Source organism: Georgenia thermotolerans (assembly GCF_009193185.1).
GTDB classification, from domain to species: Bacteria; Actinomycetota; Actinomycetes; order Actinomycetales; family Actinomycetaceae; genus Georgenia; species Georgenia thermotolerans.
The window spans coordinates 19,772-31,695 of record NZ_VUKF01000051.1 but is presented as its reverse complement, the minus strand read 5'-3'; the positions used below and the strand labels follow the sequence as shown (position 1 = coordinate 31,695).

Below are 11,924 nucleotides of genomic sequence, written 5' to 3'. Positions count from 1 at the left end.
GGCCGGCGCCGGCGCGGTCGACGGCCGGCGCCCCGGGGAGGCGGACCTGCGCGCCGCGGTCGTCGAGCTGCTCGAGCGGCGTGACGCCGCGCTGACGGCGGGGGACGGCGCCGCCCTGGCCGCCCTCACGGTGCCCGGCTCGCCGGCGGCCGAGGAGGACGGCGCCCTGCTCGCCCGGCTGCGGGCGGCCGGCGTGCGGGTCGAGGGCCTGGTCACCGAGCTGGCGTCGCTGGAGGAGCGCGGGCGCGCCGGCGCCGGGGGCGAGCGGGTCCGGGTCGATGTCGAGGTGGTGACCCGCCAGGGCGGCTACGCGCTCGTGCCGGGCGGGGCCGCTGCCCGCGGCGCCGGCGGCGCAATGCCCCCGCAACCGCCGCGGTGCTCGGTGCTCACCGTGCTGGGCCCGCCCTGGCGGGTGGAGGAGGTCGGCGGGTGCTGAGCGCGCGGGCGAGGGGCGTGCGGCGGTGCCGGGAACGGGCGGAGCCCCGCACCTGCCGGTGCGGGGCTCCGTGGAGAAGGAGGCTGGCTCAGAGGCCGAGCTCGGCCTCGAACGCGCCCTCCTCCAGGCGGGCCTTGACGGCGGTGAGGTACCGGCCGGCGTCGGCGCCGTCGACCAGGCGGTGGTCGTAGGTCAGCGACAGGTACATCATCGACCGGATGCCGATGGTGTCGTTGCCCTCGGCGTCCTTGACCACGGCGGGCCGCTTGACGATCGCCCCGACACCGAGGATCGCCACCTCCGGCTGGTTGATGATCGGCGTGTCCATGAGCAGGCCCGCCGAGCCGGTGTTGGTGATGGTGAAGGTCGAGCCGGACAGCTCGTCCGGGGTGACCTTGCTGTCGCGGGTGCGGGCCGCCAGGTCGTTGATCTTCTTGGCGATGCCGCCGATGGTGAGGTCGCCGGCGTCCTTGATCACCGGGACGAGCAGCCCGCGCGGGGTGTCGACCGCGATGCCGATGTGCTCGGCGCCGTGGTAGACGACCTGCTCGCCGTCGATGGTGGCGTTGAGCTTCGGGTGCGCCTTGAGCGCCTCGGTCGCCGCCTTGACGAAGAAGGGCAGGAAGGTGAGCTTCGTGCCCTCCGCCGCCTGGAAGGCGTTCTTGGCCCGGGTGCGCAGGGTGGCGATCCGGGTGACGTCGACCTCGACCATCGAGGTGAGCTGGGCGGAGGTGTCCAGGGACTCACGCATGCGCTTGGCGATGACCTTGCGCAGGCGGGACATCTTCTCGCTCGTGCCGCGCAGCGGGGAGACCTCCACCGGTGCCGCCTTGGCGGGGGCGGCGGGCGCGGCCGGGGCGGCCTGCGCCGCTGCCTTCTCGGCGGCGGCCTTCTCCGCGGCCGCCTCGACGTCCTGCTTGCGGATGCGCCCGCCGACACCGGTGCCGGTGACGGTGGCGAGGTCGACGCCCTTCTCGGCGGCGAGCTTGCGCACCAGCGGGGTGATGTAGGCGGTGCCCGCGGCGGCCGGGGTGGGCTCGGGCTGGGCCTGCGGCTGCGCCGTCGTCTGCGGGGCGGGGGCGGCCACGCCCGGGGCGGCGGGGGCCGGCGAGACCGGCTCCGGGGCGGGCTTGGCCTCGGCCCGGGCCTGCGGGGCGGGCGCCTGGGCGGGAGCCTCGGCCTGCGGGGCCTCGGCCGGAGCCTCGGCGGCGGGGGCCTCGGCCTGCGGCGCCTCGGCCTGGGGGGTCTCGGCGGCGGCGGCCGCCGCGCCGGGCTTCCCGACGATCGCCAGGTCGGTGCCGACCTCGACCGTCTCGTCCTCCTGGACGAGGATCTTCACCACGGTGCCGGCCACCGGCGAGGGCACCTCGGTGTCCACCTTGTCGGTGGAGACCTCGAGCAGCGGCTCGTCGACCTCGACGGTGTCCCCCTCGGCCTTCAGCCAGCGGGTGACGGTGCCCTCGGTGACGGACTCGCCGAGGGCGGGCATCTTCACCGGCTCGCCGCCGGCCGCGCCGTCGCCGGACGGAGCGGCCTGGGTGGCCTCGGCCTTGGCGGCCTCGGGCTGCTTCGGCTCCGCGGCCGCGGGCTGGGCGGCCTCGACCTCCTCGGAGGCCGGGGCCTCGGTGGAGGTGCTGGGGGCGGTGTCGGGCTCACCGGAGGTGGTCGTCGCGCCCTCGTCGCCGCCGGCGGAAGCGCCGGCGCCGTCGCCGATGATCGCCAGCTCGGCGCCGACCTCGACCGTCTCGTCCTCCTCGACGAGGATCTTCTCGACCACGCCGGCCACCGGCGAGGGCACCTCGGTGTCCACCTTGTCGGTGGACACCTCGAGCAGCGGCTCGTCGACCTCGACCGACTCGCCGACCGCCTTGAGCCACCGCGTGACGGTGCCCTCGGTGACGGACTCGCCCAGCGCGGGCATCTTCACGGACTCAGACATGTCCTGGGGTCTCCTTCGATCGGGTCAGTTGTGAGCGTGCAGCGGCTTGCCGGCGAGTGCAAGGGCGGCCTCGCCCAGCGCCTCGTCCTGCGTGGGGTGGGCGTGGACGAGGGAGGCGACGTCCTCGGGGTAGGCCTCCCAGCTCACCATGAGCTGGGACTCGCCGATCAGCTCGCCGACCCGCGCACCCAGCAGGTGCACGCCGACGATCGGGCCGTCCTTCTGCCGGACGAGCTTGACGAAGCCCGCCGTCTGGAGGATCTGGCTCTTGCCGTTGCCGGCGAGGTTGTACTCCACCGTCTCGACGCCGTCGGCGCCGTAGGTGTCCTTGGCCTGGGCCTCGGTCAGGCCGACCGAGCCGACCTGCGGCTCGCAGTAGGTCACGCGAGGGATCGCGCTCTCGACCATCGGCGCGGGGTTGAGCCCGGCGATCTCCTCGGCGACGAAGATGCCCTGCTGGAAGCCGCGGTGCGCGAGCTGCAGGCCCGGGACGATGTCGCCGACGGCGTAGACGTTGCCGACGCCGGTGTGGAGGCGCTCGTTGGTGAGCACGAAGCCGCGCTCCATCGGGATGCCGTTCTCCTCGTACCCGAGGTTCGCGGTCGCCGGCCCGCGGCCCACCGCCACGAGCAGCACCTCGGCCTCCAGGGTCTTGCCGTCCTGGGTGGTGACGACGACGCCGTCGTCGTTCTGGGTGACACCGGCGAACATCGTCTTGGTGTGGAAGGCGATCTTGCGCTTGCGGAAGGCCCGTTCCAGGCCCTTGGACAGCGCCTCGTCCTCGTTCGGCACGAGGTGGGGGAGGCCCTCGATGATCGTCACGTCGGCGCCGAAGGAGTTCCACACCGAGGCGAACTCCACGCCGATGACCCCGCCGCCGAGGACGATCGCGCTCTTGGGCACGAAGTCGAGCTCGAGGGCCTGCTCGGAGGTGAGGACGCGGCCGCCGAGCTCGAGGCCCGGCAGCGTCTTGGAGTAGGAGCCGGAGGCCAGGATGACGTTCTTGCCGCGGTAGCGGGTGCCGTCGACCTCGACGGTGTCGGGCGCGACGAGCCGGCCCCAGCCGGTGATGAGGTCGACCTTGCGGGAGGAGACCAGGCCCTGCAGGCCCTTGTAGAGCCGGGCGACGACGCCGTCCTTGAAGCTGTTGACGCCCGACATGTCGATGCTGTCGAACGTCGACTGCACGCCGAAGTTCTTCGACTCCCGGATGGTGTCGACGACCTCCGCCGAGTGCAGCAGGGCCTTGGTGGGGATGCACCCGCGGTGCAGGCAGGTGCCGCCGAGCTTGTCGCCCTCGACCAGGGCCACCTTCAGGCCCAGCTGCGCCCCGCGCAGGGCGGCCGCATAGCCACCGCTTCCCGCCCCCAGGATGACGATGTCGTACTCCTGCGTATCAGCCACGTACCTCTCCTTGAGCACTGACGAGCCTGGCAGACCCGTGGTTGGCCATGGGCCTCGGTCATTGTTCCACCCCCCGCCCCTGAAGCACGAACCGTTCCATGCCACGCCGGTCACAAATGGGCGGTGTGCGGCGGCGATTCCCAGCGGTGCTCCAGGCATCGCTCGTAGGGTGGGGACCCATGCGGCTGTTCTCCCGGCGCCGCGTGCGCCCGGACCCCTCGGCGGGTCGGGAGGCGCGCGCCCGGACGCTGGCACACTTCCACGAGTTCGTCGCCACCCGGGTCGGCGTGGAGGCGTACCTCGAGCCGCCGACGGCGCACGACCCGCACACCGTGGTGCTGGTGGCCAGGTCGGGGGAGTGGACCCGGCGGCGGGTGCCGGACGTGCGGGCGGCCCGCGCCCTGGCCGCCGAGCTGGGCATCCCGATCTACGACGTCCACCTCACCGGCTACCCCGCGAGCATGCGGCGGTGGAGCTCGGCGAACCGGCGGCGCTGAGCCCGGCGGTCTCCGGGCAGCGCCGCGCCGTTGGGCCTTGCGACGCGCGGCGCGTGCCCCGGGGGCATCCACCGCCCGGGACACGCGCCGCGTCGTGCCGAAGCGTCAGCGGGCGGCCGCGGCCTCGAGCAGGCCCAGGAGGGTCCGCAGCCCCATCCCCGTGCCGCCCTTGTGCGTATAGCCGTAGGGCGCCTTCTCGTTGAAGGCCGGGCCCGCGACGTCGAGGTGCGCCCAGGGCGTGTCGCCGACGAACTTCTGGAGGAACAGGCCCGCGACGAGCATGCCGCCGAACCGGTCGCCCATGTTGGCGATGTCGGCGACCGAGGACTTCAGCGACGGGCGCAGCTCCTCGGGCAGCGGCATGGGCCAGAACTCCTCGCCCACCGTCTCCGCCGCGGCGACGACGTCGCCGCGCAGGTCCTCGGTGCCCATGACAGCACCGATACGGGTGCCCAGGGCCGCGACCTGCGCGCCGGTCAGGGTGGCGATGTCGACGATCGCGTCCGGGTTCTCCCGGCGCGCGGCCACGAGGGCGTCGGCGAGGACGAGGCGGCCCTCGGCGTCCGTGTTGAGGACCTCGACCGTGGTGCCGTCGAGCGTGGTGATGACGTCGGAGGGCCGCTGGGCGCCGCCGCCGGGCATGTTCTCGGCGAGGGCGAGCCAGCCGGTCACCCGCACGGGCACGTCGAGGGCGGCGGCGGCCAGGACGGTGTGCAGCACCGTGGCGGCACCCGCCATGTCGCTCTTCATCGCCTCCATGCCCTTGGCCGGCTTGAGTGAGATGCCGCCGGAGTCGAACGTGATGCCCTTGCCGACCAGCGCGTAGTGCGCCGCTGCCCGGGCGGGCGCGTAGTCGACCTTCACGAGCCGGGGCGGGCGGGCCGAGCCCATCCCGACCGCGAGGATCCCGCCGTAGCCGCCGGCCGCCAGCTCCTCCTCGTCGAGGACGGTGACGGTGACCTTGGCGCCGGCGGCCGCCGCGCGCGCCGCCTCGGCGAAGGTCTCGGGGTAGAGGTGCCGCGGGGAGGCGTTGATGAGGTCGCGGGCGGCGCGCACGCCGTCGGCCACGGCCACGGCGCGCGCCAGCGCCGCCTGGGCCTCCTTGCTCTTGGCGACCGGCGTGGCCAGCTCGAGCGTGGCCACCGGGGCGGGGACGCCGGTCTTGTAGTGGTCGAAGCGGTAGGCGCCCAGCAGGGCCCCCTCGGCGACGGCGCCCACCTGGGCGGCGTCCTCGGCGGGCAGCGCCAGGACGGCGTGCTCGGTGCCGGCCAGGTTGCGGGTGGCCGCCCCGGCCGCCCGGCGCAGCGCCTCCCGGCCGGGCCGGTCGGTGACCTTGCCGACGCCGGTGAGCACGACGACGGTGGCGGCCAGGTCGTCGCCGGCGGGGACGCGCACGACCTCGTCCGCCTTGCCGGTCACGCCCAGCGCCGGCAGCAGCTTGTCCAGCGCGGCGACCGCCTTCGCCGGCAGCGGGTCGGCGGCAAGGATGCGGGCGCCGTCGTCGGTGCCGGCGACGGCGAGGACCAGGGCGTCGGCGTGCGCGCGGGCGGGGTTCTTGGGGCTCAGATTCAGGTCGGTCACGCCCCGATGCTAGCCGTCGCCCCTGCGGGCGGTAATCTCCCGGGGTGCAGTTGACGGTCATCATCACCGCGGTCCTGGTCGGTCTCCTGGGCATCTGGGCCCTGTGGTTCACGATCGTCGACCGCGCCGTCATCCTGCGCCAGCTCGTTGCCGGTGCGGTGGTGGAGCTGGCCCTGCTCGCCCAGGTCGTGGTCGGCCTGGTCGCCCAGGCGCAGGGCCATCGGGCGGCCGACCCGTGGACGTTCTGGGGCTACGTCATCACGGCGCTCTTCCTGCTGCCGGTGGCGGCGGCGTGGGCGTTCGCGGACCGGTCGCGGTGGAGCTCGGTGGTGCTGCTCGTCGCCTGCGTGGCGCTGCTCGCCATGCAGGCCCGGGTCTGGCAGGTGTGGACGGCGTGAGCGCGCCGCAGGACGAGGACAGGGAGCACATGGGCGAGCAGACGACCGACCGGCTGGTCACCACGCCGACGACGGACACCCGGCGGCCGGCGTACGGCCTCGGCCGGGTCCTCATCCTCGTCTACGGCATCTTCGCCGTGGCCGCCTCCGCGCGCGCCAGCGTCCAGCTGCTGCGGAACGCCGGCGAGGCGCCGCTGGCCTACTCCCTCTCGGCCCTGGCCGGCGCGGTCTACATCGTCGCCACCGTCGCCCTGGCGCACAACGGCCGGCGCATGCGGCGGGTGGGCTGGATCGCCGTCGTCTTCGAGCTCCTCGGCGTCCTCACCATCGGCACGCTGAGCCTGTGGCACCCCGAGCTGTTCCCCCACGACACGGTGTGGTCGCGTTACGGCAGCGGCTACGGCTACGTGCCGGCGGTGCTGCCGCTGCTGGGCATCGCGTGGCTGTGGCACTCCAGCCCCGCCCGGGTGGTGGCGCGCGCCGAGCGGGCCTGAGCCGCCCGGGCGGTGGCGCGCGCCGAGCGGGCCTGAGCCGCCGGGCCCGGCCCAGGTCCGGGGACGGGCGGACGCGGTACCGGGATCCGGCCGGACCCCGGCCTGAGCCCGGTGCCGGGCTGCGATAGGTTGCTCCGGTGCCGCACGCCCGGACCCTGCTCTCGCTCCTCGACCTCCCGCGCACCGAGATCGAGCGGCTGTGGCTCGCGTCTGCCGGCTGGAAGGAGCAGCGCTCCCGCCGCCGCGAGCGCTTCGCCGACCGCCGGGTGGCGACCATCTTCGACGGTCCCGCCCTGCGCACCCGCCTCGCCTACGACACCGCCATCGACGCCGTCGGCGCCCACCGCGTCGACCTGCCGCTGGTGCTGGGCGAGCGCGAGCCCATCGCCGACACCGCGGCGATCCTCTCGGACGCGGTGGACGCCGTCGTCGTGCGGACGCCCGACCACGCCGACGTCCTCGCCCTGGCCGAGGCGTGCCACGTGCCCGTCATCAACGCGATGACGGACAAGGGACACCCGGTCGAGGTCTTCTCCGAGGCGTTCAGCGTCCTCGAGCGGCGCGGCCCGATCGACGACGTCGTGCTCACCTTCGTCGGCGAGGACACGAACGTGCTGCGCTCGTGGTGCGAGCTCACGGTCGGCTTCGAGCTGCAGGTGCGCCAGGTGTGCCCGCCGGGACACTCCCTGGAGGAGGACTTCCTCGACGGGCTCGCCGAGCGGCGCCCGCGCGGCACCGTGACGGTCACGCACGACCTGGCCGAGGGGCTGGCCGGGGCCGACGTCGTCTACACCGACGCCTGGCCGCGGTCGGCCCGCAAGCCGGGCCGGCGACGCACCACCTTCGAGCCGTACCGCATCACCACCGAGGTGCTCGACGCCGCGGGCAAGGACGTGCTGCTCATGCACGCCATGCCGGTGCACCGCGGGGACGAGGTGACCGCCGAGGCGTTCGACGACCCGCGCTGCATCACCCTCGCCGCCAAGCGGAACCTCGCCCCCACCCATGCCGCGATCGTGGAGCGGGCGCTGGCCTGAGCCCGATGTCAGTGCCCCGCGCCACTCTTGGCACAGGCGTTCGAGCAAGGGGCTCGACGACGGCGCGGGGAGGGCGGCCATGTCGGTCGACGACGGCGTGCAGGTGCTGGAGCTGGAGCTGGCGGGGCTGGCCGAGGCGCTCACGGCGCCGCGGCTGGGGGAGTGCCTCATGTGCTTCACCAACCGGATGCTCGCGGAGTTCGGCTGCGACCACACGCTGCGGTGGTCGCGCCGCTACCAGCAGCTCCAGGCGCCGCAGGCGTACGGGCTGCGCCGCCGGCTCCTGAGCCAGGGCATCTGCTGCGACTGCGACATCTTCGCCCGCGGCTGGGACGTCGCGGTCTCGACGGTGGTGGACCGGGAGTCCGGGCAGGAGTGCTGGCCGCCGGAGGTCACCGGCTGCCGGCGCGTGCGGCGCGGCTCCACCCAGCCGTGCACGCTCTGGGCGCCGCGCGCCGGCCGGCCCTGATCACAGGGCCGGCCGGCGCGCCCCACACAGTGGGCGGCGAGCCTCACTCCGGGCGGCGGCGCGCCCGGTTCGCCTCGCGGTTGACGGCCCAGGCGTCGGCCACCGGGCCGAGATGTCCGAGCTTGTCAGGGTTCACGACCCCGCGGATCGTCTGGATGCGCCCGTCGAGGACGTCGAGCGAGAGGGTGGCGACCACCTTGCCGTCGCCGTCGCGCACGATGGCGCCCGGCTGCCCGTTGACCTGGTGCGGCTCCAGCCACCCGCCGATCCGGAGGAAGCCGGGGAACGTCCCGGCGAGCACCCGGACCACCTTGTCGGCGCCGAAGATGCCGCTGCCCCACATGGGGGCCTTGCCCCCGCCGTCGCCGACCATCTCGACGTCGGCGGCGAGCAGCTCGCGCAGCCCGTCGACGTCGCCCACCCGCAACGCCTCGAAGAACCGGGCGGCCAGCTCCTCCCGCGCCTGCCGGTCCGCCTCGAACCGGGGCCGGCCGGCGTCCATGTGCCGCCGGGCCCGCTCGGCGAGCTTGCGGCACGCCGCCTCCGACCGGCCCACCGCCGCCGCGACCTCGGGGAAGCCGAACCCGAACACCTCGCGCAGCACGAACACCGCCCGCTCGAGCGGGCTGAGCCGCTCGAGCAGCACCAACGCCGCCATCGACACCGAGTCGGCAAGCTCGGCGGACCGGGCCGGGTCCTCGTAGGGGTCGGTCAGCAGCGGCTCCGGGAACCACCGGCCGACGTAGTGCTCGCGCCGGTGACGGGCCGAGCGCAGCACGTCGATGGCGATCCGGGTGACGACGGCCGAGAGATAGGCCTTCGTGGAGGTGGGCGGGGTCACGACGGCGTAGTAGCGCAGCCACGTCTCCTGCACCGCATCCTCGGCCTCGCTGACGCTGCCCAGGATCCGGTAGGCGATCGCGAACAGCAGCGGCCGCAGCTCCTCGAACTCCTCGGCGCGGCTCATGCAGCGAGCTCCGCCATGAAGCCCTGCCGCCACGAGGGGTACCGCAGCTCCCACCCGAGCTCCCGCTTGGCCTTGGCGTTGGAGAAGGCGTGCCCCTCGGTCATCATCTCGACCGCCATCCGCCCGGCCAGCAGCCGGGCCAGCCAGGCGGGCACCCGCCGCGGCGGCCGCGCCCCGGCGCACGTGGCGAGGTAGGGCAGCCACTCGCTCACCGGGGCCGGGTCGTCGTCGACGATGTTGAACACGCCCTTCACCTCCTGCTCCACCGCCAGGACGGTCGCGCAAGCCGCGTCGTCGAGGTGCACCCACGAAAAGTACCCCGTGCCGTCCCCGACCAGCGGCAACAGCCCCTTGCGCACCAGGTCGACCTGGTCGTCGTTGGCGCCGGGCCCGTAAAACCCGCCGTAGCGCAGCACCGTGCCGCCGGCAGCCACCACCACGTCCTCGAGGTGGTTGATCGCCGTCGTGCCCTCCACCACCTCGAGCGGGTCCTCCTCGGTCTTGACCCACCCGCCGCTGCGCCCGCCGTTCATGCTGGCGTGGCCCTGCGCGATGAAGCGGGCGACGCCGGCCGCCTCCGCCGCTGCGAGGAGGTTGTCGTTGCCCTCGGTCCGGAGGCGGTTGGTGATGGCGAAGAAGCGGTCGGCCCTCCGCAGGTTCGGCTTGCCCGCGTGGGCCGCGGACAGCGCCGTCATCTGGTTGACGATCACGTCCGGCCGGGCCGCGGCCACGACCTCGCCGACCGACGCCGCGTCGAGCCCGTCCATCACCACCCCCTCCGCGCCCAGCCGCCGCAGCAGCCCCAGCTTCGCCTCGCTCGTCGTCGTCGCCGTGACCTCATGGCCCCGCGCCACCAGCTGGGGAACCAGCCGCCGCCCGAGGACCCCGGACCCGCCCGCCACGAACACCCGCATCTCGTCACTCTCCTGATCTCGGTCTTCCCGTTCGTCATCGAGACGAGACAGCCGGGCCGGGTGTGACATCGGGGGAACCGAGATGAGGTCACGCCGTCCTCTGGCCCGATCCGACGGCACGGCGGGCAGGGGGCGCGGGTGCCGCTCAGGTGCGGAGCAGCGTGTTGAGCCGGGCGGCCTGGCGGGTGAGGTGGTCGCGCTCGGGGAGGTTCGGCGCGAGCCGGGCCGCCTCGGCGTAGAGCCGCGCCGCCGTCGCCGTGTCGCCGGCGCGCTCGTGCAGGTAGGCCGCGGCGGCCGCGTGCCGGGGCAGGCCCGGGTCCAGCTCCGCCAGGGCCGCCAGGCCGGCCCGCGCGCCGTCCGCCTCCCCGACGGCGACCGCCCGGTTGAGCCGCGCCACGGGACTGCCCGTCAGCCGCATCAGCTCGTCGTACCACTCGACGATCTGCACCCAGTCGGTCTCCTCCGCGCGCTGGGCGTCGGCGTGGAGCGCGGCGATGGCGGCCTGGGCCTGGAACTCGCCCAGGCGATCGCGGGCCAAGGCCCGCTGGAGCACCTCGACGCCCTCGGCGATCATGCCGGTGTCCCACCGGCCGCGGTCCTGCTCGGCGAGCGGGACCAGGCTGCCGTCCGGGCGGGTGCGAGCCGGGCGGCGCGCGTGGTGCAGCAGCATGAGGGCCAGCAGGCCGGCCACCTCCTCGTCCTCGACCTGCGCCGCCAGCTGCCGGGCGAGCCGGATGGCCTCGGCCGCGAGGTCGACGTCGCCCGTGTAGCCCTCGTTGAAGACGAGGTAGAGCACGCGGAGGACGGTGGCGACGTCACCCGGGCGATCGAGCCGGACCGCGGCGACGGTCCGCTTGGCGCGGCTGATGCGCTGGGCCATGGTCGCCTCCGGCACGAGATACGCCTGGGCGATCTGCCGGGTGGTGAGGCCTCCGACGGCGCGGAGCGTCAGGGCGACGGCGGAGGCCGGCGTCAGCGACGGGTGGGCGCACAGGAAGTACAGCCACAAGGTGTCGTCCGCTGCCGTGCCGGGACCGGGCAGGGGCTCGTCCCCGACACGCGCCTCGCGCCGACGCCGGGCAGCGTCGGCGCGGGCGGCGTCGAGGAACTTGCGCCAGGCGACCGCCACCAGCCAGCCCTTGGGGTCCCGGGGTGGGGTGTCCGACCAGACGCGCAGAGCCTCGACGAGGCCGTCCTGCACGGCGTCCTCGGCCGCCGCGAAGTCTGCTCCGCGGCGGACGAGGATGCCGATCACCTCCGGCGTGAGGGTCCGCAGCAGGGCCTCGTCCACCGAGGTCACTCCGTGACGGTCGGTGGCGCGGTGAGGAACGGACGCAGCTCGAGCCACTCGTGGATGGGCTTGCCGCCGGCGCCCGGCGCGGCGGACAGCTCGCCGGCGAGCTCGACGGCGCGTTCGTAGCTGTCGACGTCGATGATCATCCAGCCCGCGATGAGGTCCTTGGTCTCCGGGAACGGGCCGTCGGTGACCGGCGGTCGGCCTTCGCCGTCGTAGCGGACGAACACGCCCTCGGGGGAGAGGGCCTGCTCGCCGACGAACTCACCCGTCACCTCGAGCCGGGCAGCGAAGTCGCTCATGTACTTGATGTGGGCCGCGATCTCCTCGGGGGTCCACTGGTCCATGGGCACGTCGTTGACCGCTGCCGGGGCGCCGCGGTAGTGCTTGAGCAGCAGGTACTTGGCCATCGGGTTCACTCCTTCGTGCGGTACGGCCCATTGTGGCCGCGTTCACCCCAGAGACGGAGCCGGTGGACGATTCTCGACATCCGT

At 74.3% G+C, this 11,924-nt stretch carries 12 protein-coding genes and 1 pseudogene; 6 read left to right on the top strand and 7 right to left on the bottom strand.

From position 1 onward, the window contains the following. A pseudogene (locus GD970_RS21815) lies at positions 1–436 on the top strand (hypothetical protein); the annotation flags it as partial. An 88-nt stretch (positions 437–524) separates the two neighbouring features. Here GD970_RS21815 and sucB read toward each other — a convergent pair. Together sucB and lpdA are read right to left on the bottom strand one after the other, a co-directional pair. Then, positions 525–2,375 (bottom strand): 2-oxoglutarate dehydrogenase, E2 component, dihydrolipoamide succinyltransferase, encoded by a 1,851-nt coding sequence (gene sucB, locus GD970_RS18570; protein ID WP_152204392.1) that lies wholly within the window; start codon positions 2,373–2,375, stop codon positions 525–527. Positions 2,376–2,399: 24 nt separating this feature from the next. Then, positions 2,400–3,779 carry a dihydrolipoyl dehydrogenase gene (gene lpdA, locus GD970_RS18565; RefSeq protein WP_152204391.1) on the bottom strand — a complete coding sequence of 460 codons (1,380 nt, stop codon included), beginning with the start codon at positions 3,777–3,779 and terminating at the stop codon, positions 2,400–2,402. Positions 3,780–3,958: 179 nt separating this feature from the next. On the opposite strand from lpdA, the gene GD970_RS18560 reads away from it, so the two are divergent. Further along, entirely contained in the window at positions 3,959–4,276 is a 318-nt protein-coding gene (locus GD970_RS18560) for an oxidoreductase (protein ID WP_152204390.1), read from the top strand. Positions 4,277–4,381: 105 nt separating this feature from the next. Here GD970_RS18560 and GD970_RS18555 read toward each other — a convergent pair whose 3' ends face one another. After that, positions 4,382–5,857 (bottom strand): leucyl aminopeptidase, encoded by a 1,476-nt coding sequence (locus tag GD970_RS18555; RefSeq protein ID WP_152204389.1) that lies wholly within the window; start codon positions 5,855–5,857, stop codon positions 4,382–4,384. Positions 5,858–5,901: 44 nt separating this feature from the next. Between GD970_RS18555 and GD970_RS18550 the strand changes: the two genes are divergently transcribed. From GD970_RS18550 to GD970_RS18535, 4 genes are all read left to right on the top strand, one after another. After that, complete coding sequence (locus tag GD970_RS18550; protein WP_152204388.1) at positions 5,902–6,255, top strand: hypothetical protein; 354 nt, start codon at positions 5,902–5,904, stop codon at positions 6,253–6,255. A gap of 29 nt (positions 6,256–6,284) precedes the next feature. Beyond that, a complete protein-coding gene (locus GD970_RS18545) occupies positions 6,285–6,749 on the top strand; it encodes a hypothetical protein (protein ID WP_152204396.1) in 465 nt (154 codons plus the stop codon). Between the two features lie 137 nt (positions 6,750–6,886). After that, the gene (locus GD970_RS18540) at positions 6,887–7,786 is read left to right on the top strand and encodes an ornithine carbamoyltransferase (protein ID WP_152204387.1); all 900 of its coding nucleotides are present in this window, start codon (positions 6,887–6,889) and stop codon (positions 7,784–7,786) included. Positions 7,787–7,865: 79 nt separating this feature from the next. Next, positions 7,866–8,255 (top strand): DUF2695 domain-containing protein, encoded by a 390-nt coding sequence (locus tag GD970_RS18535; protein ID WP_152204386.1) that lies wholly within the window; start codon positions 7,866–7,868, stop codon positions 8,253–8,255. A 43-nt stretch (positions 8,256–8,298) separates the two neighbouring features. Here the strand turns inward: GD970_RS18535 and GD970_RS18530 are convergent, their stop codons facing one another. From GD970_RS18530 to GD970_RS18515, 4 genes are all read right to left on the bottom strand, one after another. Then, positions 8,299–9,222, bottom strand: a complete 924-nt coding sequence (locus GD970_RS18530) for an RNA polymerase sigma-70 factor (protein ID WP_152204385.1) — start codon at positions 9,220–9,222, stop codon at positions 8,299–8,301. Further along, positions 9,219–10,136, bottom strand: coding sequence for an NAD-dependent epimerase/dehydratase family protein (locus GD970_RS18525; protein ID WP_152204384.1), 918 nt, complete (start codon positions 10,134–10,136; stop codon positions 9,219–9,221). Before GD970_RS18525 ends, GD970_RS18530 begins: the two co-directional genes overlap by 4 nt. Positions 10,137–10,281: 145 nt before the next feature. Further along, complete coding sequence (locus tag GD970_RS18520) at positions 10,282–11,427, bottom strand: RNA polymerase sigma factor (RefSeq protein ID WP_152204395.1); 1,146 nt, start codon at positions 11,425–11,427, stop codon at positions 10,282–10,284. A gap of 5 nt (positions 11,428–11,432) precedes the next feature. Next, complete coding sequence (locus tag GD970_RS18515) at positions 11,433–11,840, bottom strand: YciI family protein (RefSeq protein ID WP_152204383.1); 408 nt, start codon at positions 11,838–11,840, stop codon at positions 11,433–11,435. Positions 11,841–11,924 lie beyond the last annotated feature (84 nt).